This is a genomic window from Brevibacillus brevis, from assembly GCF_022026395.1.
GTDB lineage: Bacteria > Bacillota > Bacilli > Brevibacillales > Brevibacillaceae > Brevibacillus.
On record NZ_CP041767.1, the window covers coordinates 618226 to 637452 of the forward strand.

Annotated in this window: 17 protein-coding genes; 11 read left to right on the top strand and 6 right to left on the bottom strand. The window is 49.0% G+C overall.

Annotated features, from left to right (window positions below; translation table 11 throughout):
- Positions 1-48: 48 nt before the first annotated feature.
- A complete protein-coding gene (locus tag FO446_RS03360) occupies positions 49-609 on the bottom strand; it encodes a hypothetical protein (RefSeq protein ID WP_173610700.1) in 561 nt (186 codons plus the stop codon).
- 207 nt (positions 610-816) lie between these two features.
- Between FO446_RS03360 and FO446_RS03365 the strand changes: the two genes are divergently transcribed.
- Positions 817-1593: a DUF169 domain-containing protein gene (locus FO446_RS03365; RefSeq protein ID WP_237899892.1), complete on the top strand. Its 777-nt coding sequence runs from the start codon at positions 817-819 to the stop codon at positions 1591-1593.
- On the opposite strand, the gene FO446_RS03370 is transcribed toward FO446_RS03365, so the two are convergent.
- Together FO446_RS03370 and FO446_RS03375 are read right to left on the bottom strand one after the other, a co-directional pair.
- Complete coding sequence (locus tag FO446_RS03370; protein ID WP_221866772.1) at positions 1590-2111, bottom strand: DinB family protein; 522 nt, start codon at positions 2109-2111, stop codon at positions 1590-1592. The two genes, FO446_RS03365 and FO446_RS03370, sit on opposite strands and share 4 nt — an antisense overlap.
- A gap of 65 nt (positions 2112-2176) precedes the next feature.
- Positions 2177-3124, bottom strand: a complete 948-nt coding sequence (locus FO446_RS03375) for a helix-turn-helix transcriptional regulator (protein WP_173610697.1) — start codon at positions 3122-3124, stop codon at positions 2177-2179.
- 144 nt (positions 3125-3268) lie between these two features.
- Between FO446_RS03375 and FO446_RS03380 the strand changes: the two genes are divergently transcribed.
- Genes FO446_RS03380 through FO446_RS03400 form a run of 5 tightly spaced genes read left to right on the top strand, consistent with a single transcriptional unit; the run spans position 3269 to position 9309 of the window.
- Entirely contained in the window at positions 3269-4129 is an 861-nt protein-coding gene (locus tag FO446_RS03380) for a M15 family metallopeptidase (RefSeq protein ID WP_221866774.1), read from the top strand.
- 20 nt (positions 4130-4149) lie between these two features.
- Positions 4150-5202, top strand: coding sequence for a D-alanine--D-serine ligase VanG (gene vanG / locus FO446_RS03385; RefSeq protein ID WP_237899894.1), 1053 nt, complete (start codon positions 4150-4152; stop codon positions 5200-5202).
- 3 nt (positions 5203-5205) lie between these two features.
- On the top strand, positions 5206-6003 hold the full coding sequence (locus tag FO446_RS03390) for a M15 family metallopeptidase (protein ID WP_237899896.1): 798 nt from the start codon (positions 5206-5208) through the stop codon (positions 6001-6003).
- On the top strand, positions 5990-8152 hold the full coding sequence (gene vanT / locus FO446_RS03395) for a serine racemase VanT catalytic subunit (protein WP_237899898.1): 2163 nt from the start codon (positions 5990-5992) through the stop codon (positions 8150-8152). The genes FO446_RS03390 and vanT overlap by 14 nt, the downstream gene beginning before the upstream one ends.
- A gap of 41 nt (positions 8153-8193) precedes the next feature.
- The gene (locus FO446_RS03400; protein ID WP_237899899.1) at positions 8194-9309 is read left to right on the top strand and encodes a sensor histidine kinase; all 1116 of its coding nucleotides are present in this window, start codon (positions 8194-8196) and stop codon (positions 9307-9309) included.
- Positions 9310-9449: 140 nt separating this feature from the next.
- On the opposite strand, the gene FO446_RS03405 is transcribed toward FO446_RS03400, so the two are convergent.
- From FO446_RS03405 to FO446_RS03415, 3 genes are all read right to left on the bottom strand, one after another.
- Positions 9450-10565: an aminopeptidase gene (locus FO446_RS03405; RefSeq protein ID WP_237899901.1), complete on the bottom strand. Its 1116-nt coding sequence runs from the start codon at positions 10563-10565 to the stop codon at positions 9450-9452.
- Positions 10566-10659: 94 nt separating this feature from the next.
- Entirely contained in the window at positions 10660-11859 is a 1200-nt protein-coding gene (locus FO446_RS03410) for an iron-containing alcohol dehydrogenase (RefSeq protein ID WP_237899903.1), read from the bottom strand.
- A gap of 94 nt (positions 11860-11953) precedes the next feature.
- Entirely contained in the window at positions 11954-13660 is a 1707-nt protein-coding gene (locus FO446_RS03415) for a methyl-accepting chemotaxis protein (RefSeq protein WP_237899905.1), read from the bottom strand.
- Between the two features lie 266 nt (positions 13661-13926).
- On the opposite strand from FO446_RS03415, the gene purC reads away from it, so the two are divergent.
- Genes purC through purF form a run of 5 tightly spaced genes read left to right on the top strand, consistent with a single transcriptional unit; the run spans position 13927 to position 19211 of the window.
- On the top strand, positions 13927-14646 hold the full coding sequence (purC, locus tag FO446_RS03420) for a phosphoribosylaminoimidazolesuccinocarboxamide synthase (RefSeq protein ID WP_012684340.1): 720 nt from the start codon (positions 13927-13929) through the stop codon (positions 14644-14646).
- Entirely contained in the window at positions 14639-14887 is a 249-nt protein-coding gene (gene purS, locus FO446_RS03425) for a phosphoribosylformylglycinamidine synthase subunit PurS (protein WP_007717324.1), read from the top strand. Before purC ends, purS begins: the two co-directional genes overlap by 8 nt.
- A gap of 4 nt (positions 14888-14891) precedes the next feature.
- On the top strand, positions 14892-15584 hold the full coding sequence (gene purQ, locus FO446_RS03430; RefSeq protein WP_017249709.1) for a phosphoribosylformylglycinamidine synthase subunit PurQ: 693 nt from the start codon (positions 14892-14894) through the stop codon (positions 15582-15584).
- The gene (purL, locus tag FO446_RS03435; protein ID WP_173610686.1) at positions 15565-17808 is read left to right on the top strand and encodes a phosphoribosylformylglycinamidine synthase subunit PurL; all 2244 of its coding nucleotides are present in this window, start codon (positions 15565-15567) and stop codon (positions 17806-17808) included. The genes purQ and purL overlap by 20 nt, the downstream gene beginning before the upstream one ends.
- Positions 17793-19211, top strand: coding sequence for an amidophosphoribosyltransferase (gene purF / locus FO446_RS03440; RefSeq protein WP_173610685.1), 1419 nt, complete (start codon positions 17793-17795; stop codon positions 19209-19211). Before purL ends, purF begins: the two co-directional genes overlap by 16 nt.
- Positions 19212-19227: the final 16 nt, after the last annotated feature.

Here is a 19227-nt window from a genome sequence, read left to right on the forward strand (position 1 = left end):
GCTTGTCGCAACGGAGAACCCATTGTAAATGGAAGGGGTGAGGGTGCGTCAATCATACGTGAACGTAACGACCTGTTTCAGGCCAGGGTCCACTCCGATTGCCACGTCTTTCAGGCCATCTGTGTAATAAAAGTAACGCTTGGCGTCATTGGAATGAGCGTCAGAAGCTTTCACCAATTGGAAGTCGTTTGAAGCAAGCAGGTTTTTCGAGCGGATAAAATCAGATGCCGTCTTTTCCAAATCTGCTTCTGTCATCGTTTTTGTCGCCACTTCTCCGTTTATTCCAATAACGTCAATCGACAGGGAAAGAATTTGTTTTGATCTCGGTTCGATGATCGCGTGAAACCCATGGACATCACCGTTCACAGGTTCGCGTTTCAGTATGGCGTGAACAGGGACTCCTCTGTATACCGAATTGGTTGGGTCCTCCAGCGTGATTTCCCGATCAGTCGTATCGACATCCACCTGATAATATTGTCTAACAGCGGCTGCAGCGATTTGCGCCGCTTCGTCTTTTCCGAGACCTAGCACTGCATCTGGTGAGCTGGAGGAGCATCCCATTAACAGAAAGACGAGAAGCGCCGTGCCCAGCCATGCGAACTTTTTCATTGTGAACCCTCCAGCCATCCCAAGTAATACGTGTAATCTTTTTTTATCCTAACAGGGATTGTTTCGACTCCCTATCGATAAACCTTTCCATTACCTTACGATGTTGTAAGCTTTGAGAAAAATGTAGGGAGTGACAGGACTTTGGGTAAAAAAGACGAAAAATTCGGAGTATGAACATTGTATATGAAAAACGAGGGGGCAAATGGAATGAACACCATCGAGCTGAATCAAGCGCTTCAAATGTATGTGAGGACAGAGACCTTTCCCGTAGGAGTTAGCATTCGAAAAGAAGAAGCCGCTCTGCCGTCAAAGGCAAAGCGACCTGTCCGTGATCTGGGTTATCCGATAACCATTTGCCAAGCTGTCGGTTTTTCACGGCGTTATGGTTGGAGCATCGCAATGAATGGAGCCGATCTGTCCTGTCCAATCGCCCAGGTGGCTTTTGGCTATGAAGAGCAGCCAGCATTTTATACAGAGGGATATCTCGCCTGTGGAATGTATACAGATTCATTGGAAAATGGGGCGAAAAGTGAGCAGGATGTCCCGAAATTTTCAGCAGAAGAAAGCGGCTACTACGTATCGTTTCCGCTGGATCGGGCAGAAATTGAGCCAGATGTCGTCGTGATTTACGGCAATGCGGCTCAGGTCATGCGATTGGTGGCGGGGATGCTGTACAAGCGCGGTGGATCGATTCCGTCCACCTTTTCCAGTCGGGCCGACTGTGCGGACATTGCGATCAAGCCGATCCAGACGGGACAGCCGCAAGTGATCGTACCGTGTTATGGCGACAGATTGTTTGCCCAGACACAGGATCATGAGATGGCCTTCAGCTTTCATTTCCGCGATGCCGCCGAGCTGGTGGAGGGATTAGCGGGAACGCAAAAAGGCGGAATCCGTTACCCGATCCCGTCCTTCTTGCGCTATCAGGCTGAGTTTCCGCCGACCTATCAAAAGCTTGCTGGGATGTTTGGAGAAAAAAACTAACCCTTCAGTCGGTTGAGCTGGAGCAGATGATGGCGATAGTGCATTTCTACCACGGCAAACCATTCCTTTGCGGTCAGCGAACCGAAGGCTGGGTGAGCCACCGTGTGATGCACAGGAATTTCGTCCAGAGTCGGTTCCAGCTCTTTCATTTGTGCGAGCACGCTGATGAGTCCATCACGCAATTGCTCCTTACTCTCTGGTTGTGCAGGTGTGTACTCAGGGGAGGCAGGGACTTTCACGCGAACGGGAAGCAAGGAGCCTTGAGCAAATATCGTCTGCCCGATTTCAGATTTTTCGGTACCTGCTTCGGTGACAGCAGGTCCTCCTTGTCTGCACTTCTCGACATTTCCCAGATGAAAATACCGGGCAGATTGGATCAGGTGAAGGTACATTTGACCGATCGACCATTCCTCTTCACTTGGTTTTTGCAAGAGTTGTTCCATGGTGAAGCCTTCTAGTTCATGCAGATAGTGGTTTGTCACGTCTTCGAATTTGGTTACGATTTCTTTTGTATTCATGGGCGAATCAGCTCCTCTTGGTTTTCTTGCTTTTATCATATAAAAACGCTACTGACAGCAGTATGTCAGTAGCGTTCGAATAATTTTTTGGCTTCTTCGCGTATTCGGCTGCGCAAGGATTCAGGCGTAAGAACAACCGCATCTGCCCCCAACCCAAGTACCCAAGACAATATTTCTTCGATTTGTCTGACGCGCAATCTAACGAGAATGCCGTCCGGATGCTCCGTAATCTCTTCTATAAAAAAATTGCCCGATTCTTTTACCCGATCAGCGATAGCTGCGCTGATGACGATCTGCACCTCCAGTGACCGATCATCGAGAGGCTGGTAATCAGCAAAATGGAAATGGTCAGGGAGGATAAAGCGGTCTTCCAAAACGATCAGGCCGCTCATGCGTGACAGGCGGAATCGACGAATATCCTGTCGCAGATCACAATGAGCGAGCAGTATCCAAGAACCACGAACCAGCACGAGACCATATGGAGCAACATCACGAACTGTTTCACGATCATCACCCTCCCCAGGCGTGCCCCTCCGATAGCGGAACCGCACCTTCTGCTCACTAATGATCGCATCGTGGAGGAGCTGCGCATGCGCTTTTTCCTGTTCGCGCAGATCGTTTGCTCTGGGGCTTACGAGGCGAAAGGTTGAACGGATACGTCTGGTTTGTTCGCCTACATCCTCCGACAGGATCGCTTCGACTTTGCGTTGTACGGCTCTTGCGCTATTTCCAAAGTTTTGGTCAAATGCTTGCTCGACCAAGTCTGCTCCGATTAAGAGTGCAACGGCTTCTTCTACGGAAAAGCTGACGGGCGGCAGAAAATACCCTTCCATTAACGAATATCCCTGACCCGGTGCCCCAACGATGGGGACGCCGGCTTCGCTCAATGCTTGCATATCACGATAAATCGTCCGGACGCTCGTCTCGAAAGTCGCGGCCAAATCTTCTGCGCGTAGCGTACCTTTTCGCTGCAGTTCCAGAACGATCGCCAACAGACGGTCTGTTTTATTCATGCTAGGCTGCTGACCTCCTCTCTATCCAGCTAAGCAACTTTATAAAAATGATTGGACATCTTTAAAATTATTTTAGATTTACCCTACTTTTTATTTTAACAGTTTTCCCTATCCTACATGTGTAAGTGAAGGAGGAAGCTGTCAATGAAAAAGAGGGTTTTTTGGCTTGTCATTTTAGCGCTGTTTGGATATATCGTTTTTCAAAAAATAACAGAAGGACCACCTAATGTTGGCGGACATATCGAAACAGTGGGAGAGGCTACCGGTGTGGAGTACCAATCGATACAAATAACAAAAGATCAAATTTATCAGGGAGACCTTCTCTTGGTTAATAAAGACTATCCGGTTCATGAGGCAGGGGTAAAAAACGATGTGGTTCGGTTGTCTGAGCATGAAGAACTGTTACAAGGCTATACTTTGCTCGACCATAGACTCGAAGTGTCGGAGCGTGTAGCCAAAGAATTTTTGGAGATGGTCAAAGCTGCGCAACAAGATAACGTGAGTCACTTTATCCTGAACAGCGGTTATCGAGGTAAGGAAGAACAAGAGAAGCTGTATGAAGAAATGGGGCCAGCGATCGCGATGCCAAGCGGTTATAGCGAACACAATGTAGGTTCCGCGCTGGATATTGGATCGACGCAAATGAAAATGGAGCACGCCCCTGAAGGCAAGTGGTTAGAAGATCATTCTTGGAAATACGGTTTTATTTTGCGCTACCCAAAGGACAAGGTAGCCATTACAGGAACGGTATTCGAGCCTTGGCACTTCCGATATGTCGGTTTGCCGCATAGCGCGATCATGAAGCAGAATAACTTTTCGCTGGAAGAATACCTGGATTACCTACGAGAAAAAAGAAGTATCTCCGTGACAAACGATGGGAAGATCTACGAAATTAACTACTACCCTGTCGATCAAGAGATGACGATCAAAGTACCGATTTCGAGCAACTATGAGATTTCGGGTGACAACATGGGCGGCGTGATTGTGACAAGCTACGTGAACTAAAGAAAGAAGGAGTGAATCTAATGAGGAAATTGACTGTCGCGATTTTGTTTGGGGGATGCTCCTCGGAGTATGAAGTATCCCTTAAATCTACGAGTTCGGTGCTGGAGAGCTTGTGTTTGGAAAAATACGAGGTGATTTTGTTAGGAATTACGAGGGAAGGGCAATGGCTTCGATATACCGGCAACATCGAAAGCATTCGGAATGACAGTTGGCATCAAAGTGAGAAGTGTGTGCCTGCCTTTCTCTCTCCTTGCAGACAAGTGCGGGGAATTGTTGCACAGGAGAACGGCGCCATGACGGTCACAAAGATTGATGTGGTATTCCCGATTTTACATGGCAAAAACGGAGAGGATGGAACGGTGCAAGGGCTATTGGAACTCGCTGGAATTCCTTTTGTCGGTTGTCACACGCTATCCTCCGCGATTTGTATGGATAAGGATATCGCCCACACGCTGGCGGAAAGCTCCGGTATCAAAACGCCAAGATCCGTTACCGTTTATCCAAATACGGACCTTGCAACTGTTCAAGCTGCCACCGAACCACTGGGATTCCCTTTGTATGTCAAACCGGCAAAGGCAGGGTCCTCCATTGGGATTACGAAAGCATACAGCCCATCAGAATTGTTCTTCGGGATAGAAAACGCCCTTTTGCATGATGAAAAAGTGGTCATCGAGGAAAACATCGCGGGATTCGAGGTGGGCTGCGCGGTACTCGGAAATCGTGAGGTCATTGTGGGGGAAGTGGATGAAATCGAATTGTTCCAAGGCTTCTTCAATTACACAGAAAAGTACTCATTGGAGACTGCCCATATCCATGTCCCAGCAAGAATCGACGACGAACTCGCTCATAAAATCAAGCAAACAGCCACCCATCTCTATCAGGTTTTTGGCTGTCGTGGCTTTGCTCGCGTGGATATGTTTGTCACACCAGACGGAGATATTGTGTTTAACGAAGTGAATACGATCCCGGGCTTTACCTCGAAGAGCAGGTATCCAAGCATGCTGCGTGCTGCGGGGATTTCTTATAGAGAGCTTCTTGATACGTTGATTATGCTAGCGTTGGAGGAGGACTAACCGATGACACAATCTCATGTCTTTACGGTTACGTTGAACAGCGACAATCTGCATCACGGCCATCTGATATTGGTGAATCGCCAGTATCCGATCCGCTGGCAAACAGACGACGGTATCCTGCTGAACTGCATGCGGCTGATTGACGGAGCACACAGCAATATGATGATGGAAAACACGGCTGCCCAGATGTTTGCCAAGCTGCTGAAAGCCTGCAACGCAGAGCATACGATTGTGCCGGTCAGTGGTTTTCGCAGCAAGATGGAACAAAAGGATATTTATGATCAATCCCTGCTCGAAAATGGACAGGTGTTTACCAGTCAATATGTAGCGCGCCCGAATGAAAGTGAGCATCAGACAGGGCTTGCGATAGATGTTGGGGAGAAAAAGGAAGTAATCGATTTTATCTGCCCTTCTTTTCCCGACCATGGCGTATGCCGAATGTTTCGCCAACGTGCCAGTCAATATGGGTTTATCAAACGCTACGACAAAGACAAAGAGCAGCTAACAGGGATTTCGGATGAGCCTTGGCATTTTCGGTATGTGGGCTATCCGCATGCTGTTTTGATGGAAAAGCTCCAGCTTTGTCTGGAAGAGTATATCGAGTATGTGAAAAACTACGAATTCCATCAGAAGCATTTGCTAGTAGATGATGAGAGCATTGAAATCTACTATGTAAAAGCTACCGATACAGTTACGCACATCCCAGTTGTGGCTGGTGAGAGCTACGAAATATCGGGCAATAACGTGGATGGCTTTATCATTACGGTGTTTCATCAGGAGGCACGTAATGAACGCGGGTAATGAAAAGCAGTATGGTGGGCTGGATCAATTCCGAATCATTGCGGCGATTCTTGTCATCGCAATCCATACTTCTCCGCTACTGTCTATAAGCGAATGGGCTGACTTTACACTGACACGAACAATAGCCAGGGTGGCGGTTCCGTTTTTCTTTATGTGCACAGGATTTTTCTTTCTGCAAAAGCTTGGCACAGATCGCGACAGAAATGCGTCTATGCTAAAGCAGTTTTTATGGAAAGTAGGAAAGCTATATTTGTTTTCGATCCTTCTCTATCTTCCTGTGAATGTGTATGCGGGGTATTTTACAGATGGATTTACCGTATTTTCAGCAGTGAAAGATCTCTTGTTTAACGGGACCTTGTATCATCTGTGGTATTTCCCTGGCATCATGCTGGGGGTGTGTATCAGTACTTTTTTGTATACAAGAATGTCGACATGGAATACGTTTTGGGTGACCTTGCTACTGTATGGCATCGGGCTGTTGGGAGACAGCTACTTTGGCTTGGCACAGATGAGTTCGTATGTGGATAGCATTTATCAATCAATGTTTACTTTGTTTGATTACACGCGGAACGGCATATTTTTTGCTCCAGTGTTTATTGTCATGGGAGGCATGATTGCCAATACCCGCAGACGGAAAAAGAAAAAGGTCGCACCGTATGCCATCGGGTTTGTTTTGTTCGGAAGCATGCTGGTAATGGAAGGCTTTCTTTTGCATGCTTATCAGCTGCAACGTCATGATAGTATGTATATTTTTTTGATACCGTGCATGTATTTTCTCTTTCAACTTTTATTGTTCTGGAAAGGCAAAAATCGCCCAACGTTACGAAAGCTGAGCCTGTATGTTTATGTCATCCATCCGCTGTGTATTGTGCTCATTCGCGCAGCAGCCAAAGTAACGGGACTGACAGGGCCGCTTGTTGATAACAGCTTGGTGCATTTTACACTGGTCACAGTGCTGTCGTTTGTTCTCTCGGTGATGGCGATTAAGCTGATGAAGGTGATTCGGCGCTTTCGAGTTGGGAAACCGGATCAAACCGGGCGAGCATGGGCTGATATCCATCTTCCTCATCTCCAGCATAATGTCAGGGAAATCCAGCGGGTTCTTCCCAAGGATTGTTCGATGATGGCAGTCGTAAAGGCGCAGGCATATGGCCACGGCGGTTGGCAAATCGCGAGGTTCTTGAACAAGCTCGGGATTGATCACTTCGCAGTTGCCACAATCGATGAAGGAATCGAACTACGGAAGAAAGGCGTAAAAGGGGAGATTCTGGTGCTTGGCTATACCGATGAGTGTCGGATACGCCAAATCGCCCGTTTCAAACTGACGCAAACCGTAGTAGATGACGAATATGCCCAAAAACTGAACGGCTACAACGTGAAAATCTCTGTTCATGTCAAGATCGACACGGGGATGGCAAGACTCGGGGAATCTTGGGAACACACGGAAAAAATAGCGGCCATGTATCGATATAAAAATTTGCAGGTATGCGGTACCTTTACGCATCTGAGTGTGGCTGACAGTTTGGAAGCTTCGGATGTCGCATACACGAAAAATCAAATCGCCCGTTTCCAAAAAGTGATCGAACAGCTGAAAGAAAAAGGGATCGATCCACAGAAGCTGCACGTTCAAAGCAGTTACGGCGTGCTGAATTATGGGGAGCTGCAATACGATTATGCTCGGATTGGGATCGCTCTCTACGGAATGTTGAGCAAGCAGGGAGACAAGGTGAAAACGAGCATCGACTTACGACCTGTGCTATCACTGAAAGCCAGAGTTGTGCAGGTGAAACAAGTGGAAAAAGGAGCATCCGTGGGTTATGGACGCGCCTATGCAGCGCAGAAAGACAGTAAGATTGCCATCGTATCCATCGGATATGCAGATGGGGTTCCACGCATGCTGTCACAGGCGGGGGCTACCTGCTTGATCAAAGGAAAAAGGCGACCGATTCTTGGCTTTGTCTGCATGGATCAGCTTATTGTAGATATTACAGATATGGAAGCAGTGCAAAAAGGAGATATGGTGACCTTTATCGGCAGAGATCAAGAAGAGGAGATCACTGCTGAGGAAATGGCCCAACAGTGCAAAACCATTACGAACGAGCTGGTCAGCCGTTTGGGAGAACGTGTCAAAAGAGTCTATCATGATTGAGCCTTGGACGAAAACGAGTATAGGGAGTGGTTCATTTTTCCATGGTGAAGAGGAGACATAGTTTTCGTGCCAAAATGCTTGGGCTTCTTGGGCTTGGCATGCTTCTGGCCGGTATCGTAACCTATCTGCTCTATAAAGTGCTCCAGTTTTACTATAAGGCGGGGGTTAAGTACGAAGATCGGCTCGCCCAGGTTCGCCAATTCATCAGGGAGATGGGGGATATCAATTTCTTTTTGATTGTCTTTGCTCCCATCGCGATCTTGTTTTTCTATCTCCTGACCAAACGATATGCTGGCTACTTTCGGGAGATTTCTACGGGCATTCATTTTCTCGCGAGTGGAGACTTTACAAGGCATGTCCATATTCCATCCAATGATGAGTTCGCAGATATTGCCAAGGATATCAATCAAGCAAGCGAGATGCTGCAAAAGGCGGTAGAAAGAGGAGATTTCGCCGAAAGCAGCAAGGATCAGCTTGTTTTGAATCTCGCGCATGATTTGCGTACACCACTGACATCCGTACTGGGTTATTTAGATTTAGTTTTGCGAGATGGGCAGATGTCACAAAAACAGATGCGGCATTATGCGACGATTGCTTTTACCAAGTCGCAACGATTGGAAAAGCTGATTGATGAGCTATTCGAAATTACGAGAATGAATTATGGCATGGTCAATATCGAGCAAAAGGTCATTGATTTGAGTGAATTGCTTGTTCAGTTAAATGAAGAGATGTATCCCTCTCTTGAGAAAAATGAGCTGGTCTCGCGGTGTACAATTGCGGCTCAATTAGTGATCGTGGGAGATGGGGAGCTTTTGGCGCGCGTATTTGAGAACATTCTGACCAACGCGATACGCTATGGGGGCGATGGTCACTTTATCGATTTGAATGCTTATCGTGAGGGCGATGAAGTGGTTGTGCAAATCTTGAATTACGGTGACCAAATACCTGAGGAGGCGCTGCCGCATATTTTTGAAATGTTTTTTACGGGCGACAAAGCCCGAACGCATCAAGGGGGAGGCACAGGGCTCGGCTTGTATATTGCCAAAAATATCGTCGAGAAGCATCGGGGAACGATTTCTGTTCAAAGTGATTTGATTCGTACATGTTTTGAGGTCAGGTTGCCAAACGGAAGCAAGGGCTATCCAGAAAGTCAGTGAGTACGACTTTCTGTAGACCAAGTAAGAGCCGTAATTCCATTTATCACGTGTCACGTTAATGATTTGTTTGTTTTTCACAGAGATAGATAGAAATGGGCTAGGGAACCTCATTCCCTAACCCATTTTTTCATTCACTGCACTTAAATCAAATTCTCCGGGTTCAAGCCTTCCAGCTCTGGCAACACGAAGCGCCCATCTTTTCTGATCAGCACATCGTCAAACCAGATTTCGCCGCCGCCGTATTCAGGGCGTTGGATTTGGACCAAGTCCCAGTGAACGGAGGAGCGGTTGCCGTTGTCTGCAACTGTGTAAGCATTTCCTGGCGTGAAGTGGAAGCTGCCCGCGATTTTTTCGTCAAACAGGATGTCCAGCATCGGGTGGAGGATGTGCGGATTGAAGCCGATCGCGAATTCTCCGATATAGCGTGCGCCCTCGTCCGTGTCGAGGATGTCGTTCAATGCTTTGGTATTGGAACTGGTCGCTTCCACGATTTTGCCTTCTTTGAAAGTGAATTGCACATCATTGAAGGTAATGCCGTTGTAGATTGATGCCGCGTTGTAGAAAATCGTTCCTTCTACGGAATCGCGCACAGGAGCGGTGTATACTTCGCCATCCGGGATATTGCGTTTGCCGTCGCACTTGATGGCATTGATTCCTTTAATGGAGAAGCGCAGGTCTGTTTTTGGACCGACGATGCGTACGCGATCAGTGCGCTCCATCAGCTCTTTCAACGGAGTCATAGCAGCGGACATTTTCGCGTAGTCCAGATTGCAGACGGAGAAGTAGAAGTCCTCAAAGCCCTCGAGACTCATTTTGGACAGTTGCGCCATCGACTTGTTCGGGTAGCGCAGTACAACCCAGCGTTTGTTCGGAACGCGCTCGTTCGTATGTACAGGTTGATACAGGATGCGAGCGTAAATGCCCATTTTGTCTTCTGGTACGTCGGCATACTCGTTGATATTGTCGTAAGCGCGGATGGCGATGTAAGCGTCCATGTCCTTCATCCGGTCATACTCGTATTTTGCCATCAGAGCCATGTGTTCTTCGCTCGTACCTTGATAGAGTGCACGCATGACTTCTTGGTCTTTCAAGGTGACCAAAGGCAGAGCCCCAACTGCAAATGATTCACGCACAAGTGCACGAACGAGTTCAGGCTGCAGGCCTGTATTTTCGATCAGAACTTTTTCGCCTTTTTGCAAATTGAGCGAGTAACGGACGAGACGGCTTGCCAGTTCATTAATGCGTGGATCTGCCATGGTGGTAACCTCCGTAGTAAAATAATTTTGATTAATGATTAATTTGTATTATTACATAACTGAACGTAGGCTCGCCAGTGTGTTTGATGCTCAATTACAGGCAAGCCTCGTAGATCGCGATGACATCGGCTTCATTCAATTTTCGTGAGCTAGGCAGATACCCGATTCCGCGTCCGCCGATGCGAACCGCTTCTTCGGCCATTTGGGCCAGCGATTGTTTGGTCACACCGAAGTCAGACAGACGCTCTGTGATTCCCATGCGCTCATACCAATGGCGAACGGCTTCAATCGTTGCTCGTGCTGCTTCGCCTTCGTCCTCCACGGTAATGCCAAAGCAATGACGTCCCATACGGGCTAGTCTCTCGGGACGATCTTGCAATATCACTTGTTCGAAATATGGAAGGGACAGGATCGCCAGTCCGCGACCGTGAGCCATATCGTAGATTCCGCTCAGCGGATGTTCAACTCCGTGCAACGGCATGCCAGCACCACGACCGCCAGCAGCGAATGGACTGATGCCCAGCGTACTCGCCCACAAAAGGGTTGATCGTGCTTCTGCGTTGTCTGGTTGCTGGATCGCTGTGATGGAGTGCTCGACAACGAGACGAATGAGCGTTTCGGAAATACCGTCCTGAACGTGGGTTCCTTCCGCGCTGATCAAATAGTTTTCAAACAGATGGGAAAAGATATCCGCGCAAGATTCCGCTGTGACGCGAGCTGGAACGGTAAAGGTCACAGACGGGTCAAGAATGGCAATCTTCGGGTAAAGTGCTGGACCGTTGATCGAAGATTTTTCATGCGTATCCCAATGAGTCAGGACGCTGATATGGTTTGCTTCCGAACCTGTAGCGGCTACTGTCGGAACGGTCATGATCGGCAGTGCTTCCTGAACAGGTACCAGCAATTGACCAGAGCCGCTCGGATTTCCCCGCATGTAATCGTAAATCGGGCGTCCGGAAACGGCTGCTGCCGCAATCGCTTTGGAGGCATCCATCACGGAGCCGCCACCGATAGCGAGGATGAAGTCACACTGATGCTCACGAGCAAGAGCAGCTCCGGCATCAACCGTTGCCGTACGCGGATTCGGTTCGATTTTGTCAAAAACAAGATACGCCACTTGAGCTTCCTGCAACAGAGCCTTGGCGCGGTCCAAAAGTCCTGTACGTTTGGCCGCATTGCCGCCTGTGACGAGCAATGCTTTTTGGCCCATCGATTTTGCTTCTTGGCCCAAACGCTCCAGTTCGCCTATCCCAAAGTAAATTTTGGTAGGAAAAGACACTTCAAATGGAAACATCTGAAATTCCTTCTTTCACGTATTGGTTGTACCACTGACAAGTTTATCATAAACAAAAGAAAAGAGCCTGCCCGGAGGGGAAGGCTCATCTTGTTCAGGCAACGCGAAAGCGATCACTGATCTCTTGCAGCCGCTCAGATAAGGATAGAAGCTCCGTTGCCAATTGACGAGATTTTTCAATGGAGGTGAGCTGTTCGCGCGAGGCGACCAGCATTTCTTCTGTGCTGCATTTGGTCTCTTGTGAAATGGCAACAAACGCATCCAATGCCATGTCTACGGTGTGCAAGCCTTCCGTTATGTCTGATAACCCCTCATTGGCTATATGCAGCTCTCCCGTAGTCTGATCGACAGCTTGTCGAAGCTCAAGAAAAGCAGATGCAGCGTCTGAGAGTTTTTGCAGGCTTTGCTGAAGTTGTTCGGATGCTTGTGAGGTTTCGGAGGAAATCTCATGGGTTTGTTCCTGAACAGCGTCCATCATGCGCGTAATTTCTAATGTAGCGGTTTCCGACTCGCTGGCTAGCTTGGCTACCTCGTTGGCCACGACAGCAAATCCGCGTCCGTTTTCTCCAGCACGGGCTGCTTCAATACTGGCATTTAAAGCGAGAAGCTTGGTTTGTTTCGCCACGTTTTGAATCAGATGAACAACATCTCCAATGGATTCTGATTGTCGACGCAGTTCAGTCATGCGGGTGTCGACCTGTGCGTACGTGTGGGAGAAGCGATTGATCATCGTGTTCAAATCATCGATACGATTTTGTCCATGATGGGTGACTGTCTGCATCTTTTTACCCGCTTCAATCACAGAGAAAATACGCGCAAACAGTCCATCCATCGATTGCTTGATGTGCTGAAAGGAGGCGCTGGCGCCATCTGTTGAGGCAGCCGTTTGTTCGACGCCTTGATTGACTGTATCGAGACGCAGAGACAGCATCGACGAACGATCGCCTGCTTCATCGGCTGTTTGCCTGATTGCGATGCCGCCTTTGTTCAGTTCCACAATCATGAGTTGGATCTCGGCAATAATCTCGCACATTTGTTCTACCATATGGTTGAAGCTGTTAGAAATCCCGCGAATCTCTGGACCCTCGTTTTGCAAAAGGGCACGATGGGTGAGATCGCCCGAGCTGACCTGTTGCATGGCCGCAATCAACGTCTGAAACGGCGCGGTTATCCCCTTCACAACCAGCAAGCACAGCAACAAGGAAAGGACCAGACTAGCGAGAATGGTCATCACGATGATTTTGGTTATCTCATAGAGAGGACCTAGATAGGACTCCTGCAAAACGTCTATGACGTATATGTAGCTCTCCTCAGGAGAATGGGTAAAGGCCAGTGTATGTATGTGGTCAGCGACAGGGACGTGAATCACGCCGAAGCGCTCCGCTTCCATCCGTTTCGCAATATCTTGCGGGATTTCAATAGCGCCCTTTGTCACTTTTTCAATAGGATAAAAAGCTCCATTTTTGACCAAATATTGCTGGAGTATCAAGCCTTCTTGAGACAGATTACTTTCTTGCTGTTGCAATTCGTATTGAAGACGCTTTTGATAAGATTGATCGTCGCTAGCGAAAGTGAACTTCAAAAGCGAAATTTTTTCGGTGGTCTTGTCCGTCTCTGAGTCAAGGCGGGACTCCATTTGTGAAATCATCACCTGTTTTGCCTGGGTGTAAAAGATCCAGCCAATCATGCCAGAGGAAACGAGCAGGATGAACAGTAGTGGGATCGTCAGCTTGGTACGGAGCCGCACTTGCCTGTGTAAGCGAGAAAAGGGAGTGAGTAAATGGCGAAAGATAGCGTGCATCTCCAGTTGCCTCCTGATAAGTGGATGGTCGAAAAGTCCCGAGACTAAGGACTATTGTAATCAGGAGATGTAAAGCCAGTATGGAGAACATGTAAACGAATGTTAACATCTACCGTTCGAAAAACATACAGTAATTCCCGAACGTTTGTCGAAGTCTATTCCAGCATTTTTCGTTGATAAATGCGTATGTTTGTGTTTTAATGTATTTGAAACGTTCGTGAATTAACCTAAACTCAACCTTTTTGACTGGGAAGGTGACTCCTACAGTGGAAAAACAGGAACAACTCTACGAAGGTAAGGCAAAACGTATTTATCGGACATCTTTGCCTGATCAGTACTGGGTAGAGTACAAAGACGACGCAACAGCATTCAATGGAGAGAAACGGGCGCAAATCACCGGAAAAGGCGAGTTGAACAACCGCATTACGGCAATCTTTTTCACCATGCTGAAGGAGCGGGGCATCGACAACCATTTTGTCCGTCTGCTGTCCGCCACAGAGCAAGTTGTTCGCAAAGTGGAGATTATCCCTTTGGAGGTAGTCGTTCGCAATATCGCAGCAGGCTCATTGGCCAAGCGTCTTGGCATGGAAGAAGGAACTGTGCTTCCGCAGCCCGTTGTCGAGTTTTACTACAAGGATGACGCACTGGGAGATCCATTGGTGAATGCCTCCCATATCAAAGTGTTGGGGATTGCAAGCGAGAGTGACCAAGCGACATTGGAGCGCATGGGTCTTGCTGTAAACGAGGTCCTCGTGCCTTACCTACGCGAGCGCAACATTACTTTGGTCGATTTCAAACTGGAATTCGGAAAAACAGCGGACGGGGAGATTCTCCTCGCCGATGAAATATCCCCGGATACATGCCGTTTCTGGGATTCGGTAACGAATGAAAAGCTCGACAAAGACCGCTTCCGCCGCGATTTGGGTAATGTGGAGGAAGCTTACAAAGAAATGCTTACGAGACTAGGAGGAGACGTACATGTTTAAAGCTGTTGTTTATGTAACATTGCGCGAGAGTGTTTTGGACCCGCAAGGACACGCTGTAAAAGGTGCTCTGCACACCTTGGGTTTTGATGAAGTAAACAATGCGCGTATCGGGAAGTACATGGAGTTGGAATTGAACACTTCTGACCGTGCGCAAGCAGAAGAGCGTGTACGTGAAATGTGCGAAAAGCTGTTGGCCAATACGGTGGTAGAAGACTATCGCTTTGATATCGTGGAGGGCTAAAGATATGCGAGTAGCCGTTATCGTCTTTCCAGGCTCGAACGCCGACATTGATTTGTTTAACGCAGTTGAAGACGTAATGGGAGTGCCTGTGGATTACGTATGGCATTCCGATACGGATCTTTCTAAATATGATGCGATTCTTTTGCCAGGTGGATTCTCTTATGGAGATTATCTGCGCTGTGGCGCCGTCGCTCGTTTTTCACCCGTCATGGAGCAAGTGGTGAAAGCAGCAGAAGAAGGCAAGCTGATCATGGGAATCTGCAATGGCTTCCAAATCCTGACCGAAGTCGGGCTGTTGCCAGGAGCACTCTTGCGTAACCGTTCACTGAAATTCCGTTGCAAGCTGTCCGAATTGCGTGTGGAAAACAACGATACCTCCTTTACCCGAGATTTCGCGGCAGGGGAAGTCATCCAAATTCCAATCGCGCACGGCGAAGGAAACTACTACTGTGATGAAGAAACGCTGGCGAAGCTTAAAGCGAACAAACAGATCGTTTTCCGCTATCATGGCGAGAATCCGAATGGTTCACTGGAAGACATCGCGGGCATTTGCAACGAACGTGGAAACGTACTTGGCATGATGCCTCACCCGGAGCGTGCCGTCCATTCTTGGATGACTTCCGATGACGGACGCCGCATGTTTACCTCGATCCTGAAGACTTGGAGGGAGCAGAACAGTGTCACAACTCACGCATAAAGAACCGACAGCCGAACAAATTGCCGATCAAAAACTGTACAAAGAAATCGGTCTGACTGACGAAGAATACCAGCGTGTCGTAGAAATTCTCGGCCGCAAGCCGAACTGGACGGAGACAGGTTTGTACAGCGTCATGTGGTCGGAGCACTGCTCTTACAAAAACTCCAAGCCTGTCCTGCGTCGTTTCCCGACAAAAGGACCTCGCGTTTTGCAAGGACCAGGGGAAGGTGCGGGTATTGTCGACATCGGTGACAATCAGGCGGTTGTTTTCAAAATCGAAAGCCATAACCACCCATCTGCGATTGAGCCGTACCAAGGAGCTGCGACTGGCGTGGGCGGTATCATCCGTGACGTATTCTCGATGGGCGCGCGTCCGATTGCGCTGCTCAATTCGCTTCGATTCGGGGAGCTCAAGTCTCCTCGCGTCAAATATTTGTTTGAAAATGTAGTAGCTGGTATCGCAGGCTACGGGAACTGCATCGGGATTCCGACTGTGGGTGGCGAAGTGAATTTCGACCCTACGTATGAAGGCAATCCGCTTGTTAACGCCATGTGTGTCGGCTTGATCGACCACGAGAAGATTCAAAAAGGGGTAGCGTCCGGTATCGGCAACCCTGTTATCTACGTTGGTTCCAGCACAGGGCGCGACGGTATTCACGGGGCGACCTTCGCATCCGAGGAGCTCACGGAAGAGTCGGAGAAAAAACGCCCGGCAGTTCAAGTTGGCGATCCATTCATGGAAAAGCTCCTGCTGGAAGCGTGCCTGGAGCTGATCGACACAGGTATCGTCGTCGGGATTCAGGACATGGGAGCGGCAGGCTTGACGAGCTCCAGCTCCGAAATGGCCTCCAAGGCGGGCAATGGTATCGAAATGAATCTGGACCTGGTGCCACAGCGCGAAGCTGGCATGTCTGCATACGAAATGATGCTGTCTGAGTCACAGGAGCGTATGCTCGTCGTCGTGGAAAAAGGCAAAGAGGCAGAAGCGATAGCGATTTTTGACAAATGGGGTTTGGCGTCCGCTGTCGTGGGCAAAGTAACCGAAGACAGCAAGCTGCGCTTGTTGCACCAAGGTGAGGTAGTAGCAGAGGTGCCAGTAGACAGCTTGGCAGACGACGCACCTGTGTACCATCGTCCATCTGCGGTGCCTGCTTACTACGAAGCAAATGCGAATGTAGATGTGTTGGCAGCCATCCAAGAACCGAAAGATCTGAATGGTACGCTGAAAAGCTTGCTGGCTCAGCCAACAGTGGCGAATAAAGCGTGGGTATACGAGCAATACGATCACATCGTGCGTGCAAACACAGCTGTAAAGCCTGGTTCTGACGCTGCTGTTGTCATGGTGCGCGGTACTCGCAAGGCACTTGCCATGAGTACAGATTGCAACGGTCGCTATGTGTACCTCGATCCAAAAGTAGGCGGTGCCATTGCGGTTGCAGAATCTGCGCGCAACGTCGTCTGCTCCGGTGCAGAGCCGCTGGCGATTACGGACTGCTTGAACTTCGGAAGTCCGGAAAAGCCTGAGGTGTTCTGGCAATTTGAAAAATCGTGCGAGGGCATGAGCGAAGCGTGCGTAGCACTCGATGCTCCGGTTATCGGCGGAAACGTATCTTTTTACAATGAACGCAGCGGTGACGCGATCTATCCAACCCCAACGGTGGGAATGGTCGGTTTGATCACTGATGTTGACCATATTACGACCCAGGATTTCAAAAACGAAGGCGACGCGATCATCCTGTTGGGCGAGACCTTCGCTGAGCTGGGCGGCAGTGAGTATCAAAAGATGGCTACGGGCAGCATTTCCGGACGTCCTCCGCAAATCGATCTGACCAAGGAAGCGGCAGTACAAAAGCTGGTTCTCACAGCGATTCGCCAAGGTCTGGTGAACTCCGCACACGATCTGTCCGAAGGTGGTCTCGGCGTCGCACTGGCTGAATCTTGCTTCGGCAAAGGCGTCGGTGCGCAGGTGACTCTTGCGTCCGAGCTGCGTGCTGACGTGCTCTTGTTCAGTGAATCTCAATCGCGCATCTTGCTCAGTGCATCTGGAGAGCATGCGGCGGCGATTCTCGCATTGGCAGGTGAACATGGCGTACCTGCTAAAAACATCGGTACGGTTGGCGGTGATCGTCTGGTAGTGAACGTGAACGGTACAGAAGCGATCAACGCTTCGACTCAAGAGGTGAAAGCAGCCTGGAAGGATGCGATTCCATGTTTGATCGGCTAATCTGGGACAAATTGAACGAAGAATGCGGCGTCTTTGGCATCTACAACCACAAAGAAGCATCCCAATTGACCTATTTGGGTCTGCACGCCCTTCAGCATCGCGGTCAGGAGAGCGCAGGTATCTGCGCCTCCGACGGCGAGAAATGGTATAAGCACCGCGGAATGGGTCTCGTGTCAGAGGCTTTTGGCAAGGGTGATTTGGAGAAGTTTAGCGGTCATATCGCGATTGGTCATACCCGTTATACGACTGCTGGCTCGAGCAAGATTGAAAACGCCCAACCGCTCTTTTTCCGCTATGCACAAGGCAGCATGGCAGTTGCCCACAACGGGAATCTCGTGAACGCTGCTGTGCTTAGAAAAGAGCTGGAAGCAAAAGGCTCCATTTTCCAGACGACCAGTGACACAGAAGTGATCGCACATCTGATTGCTCGTTCCGAGAGCAAGGATTTGCCGGGAGCGGTGAAGGACGCTCTGCAATACATCAAGGGAGCCTATGCACTTCTCGTCATGAACGAGAATCAGCTCGTGATCGCTCTCGATCCGAATGGCTTGCGTCCTCTGTCATTGGGACGACTCGGAGATGCGATCACTGTCGCGTCCGAGACTTGTGCGTTCGATATCATTGGCGCGCAGTACTGGCGTGATGTGCAACCGGGTGAGCTGATCGTCATCGACAAGAATGGCATTACCGAGAGCAAGCATACAGAAACGACACAGCGTTCGATTTGTACGTTTGAATACATTTATTTTGCCCGACCAGATAGCGACATTGACGGAATCAACGTCCACATGGCGCGCAAACGTCTCGGCAAGCAGTTGGCATTGGAATCCGCGATTGATGCTGATGTCGTCACAGGTGTACCGGATTCGAGTATTTCTGCTGCTATCGGATTTGCGGAAGCGACAGGAATTCCGTACGAAATTGGCTTGATCAAAAACCGCTATGTGGGACGTACCTTCATTCAGCCGAGTCAGGAGCTGCGTGAGCGCGCTGTCTATCTCAAGCTGTCTGCGGTTCGCAAAGTAGTGGAAGGCAAGCGCGTCGTGATGATTGACGACTCCATTGTACGCGGTACGACGAGTAATCGGATTGTTCGCATGCTGCGTGAGGCTGGCGCCAAAGAAGTGCATGTGCGTATCAGCTCTCCGCCTGTTATGAATTCTTGTTTTTACGGCATCGACACCTCGTCGCGTGAGGAACTGATTGCGTCGACCAAATCGGTAGAGGAAATTCGTCAAATCATTGAGGCTGATTCGCTGTCGTTCTTGTCTATTGAAGGAATGATCGATGCAATTGGCCGCAGCGATTCGGCTCCCAATAGAGGACACTGCCTCGCATGCTTTAACGGAGAATATCCGACAGAGATTGAGTTCGAAGAAGCGCTACCTGCGCTTAAATGCTAACAGTGCTACTTATGAA

Coding starts and splice junctions, on each gene's coding strand:
- FO446_RS03360 (WP_173610700.1), bottom strand. CDS start 609: ATGAAAAAGTTCGCATGGCTGGGCACGGCGCTTCTCGTCTTTCTGTTA.
- FO446_RS03365 (WP_237899892.1), top strand. CDS start 817: ATGAACACCATCGAGCTGAATCAAGCGCTTCAAATGTATGTGAGGACA.
- FO446_RS03370 (WP_221866772.1), bottom strand. CDS start 2,111: ATGAATACAAAAGAAATCGTAACCAAATTCGAAGACGTGACAAACCAC.
- FO446_RS03375 (WP_173610697.1), bottom strand. CDS start 3,124: ATGAATAAAACAGACCGTCTGTTGGCGATCGTTCTGGAACTGCAGCGA.
- FO446_RS03380 (WP_221866774.1), top strand. CDS start 3,269: ATGAAAAAGAGGGTTTTTTGGCTTGTCATTTTAGCGCTGTTTGGATAT.
- vanG (WP_237899894.1), top strand. CDS start 4,150: ATGAGGAAATTGACTGTCGCGATTTTGTTTGGGGGATGCTCCTCGGAG.
- FO446_RS03390 (WP_237899896.1), top strand. CDS start 5,206: ATGACACAATCTCATGTCTTTACGGTTACGTTGAACAGCGACAATCTG.
- vanT (WP_237899898.1), top strand. CDS start 5,990: ATGAACGCGGGTAATGAAAAGCAGTATGGTGGGCTGGATCAATTCCGA.
- FO446_RS03400 (WP_237899899.1), top strand. CDS start 8,194: ATGGTGAAGAGGAGACATAGTTTTCGTGCCAAAATGCTTGGGCTTCTT.
- FO446_RS03405 (WP_237899901.1), bottom strand. CDS start 10,565: ATGGCAGATCCACGCATTAATGAACTGGCAAGCCGTCTCGTCCGTTAC.
- FO446_RS03410 (WP_237899903.1), bottom strand. CDS start 11,859: ATGTTTCCATTTGAAGTGTCTTTTCCTACCAAAATTTACTTTGGGATA.
- FO446_RS03415 (WP_237899905.1), bottom strand. CDS start 13,660: ATGCACGCTATCTTTCGCCATTTACTCACTCCCTTTTCTCGCTTACAC.
- purS (WP_007717324.1), top strand. CDS start 14,639: ATGTTTAAAGCTGTTGTTTATGTAACATTGCGCGAGAGTGTTTTGGAC.
- purQ (WP_017249709.1), top strand. CDS start 14,892: ATGCGAGTAGCCGTTATCGTCTTTCCAGGCTCGAACGCCGACATTGAT.
- purF (WP_173610685.1), top strand. CDS start 17,793: ATGTTTGATCGGCTAATCTGGGACAAATTGAACGAAGAATGCGGCGTC.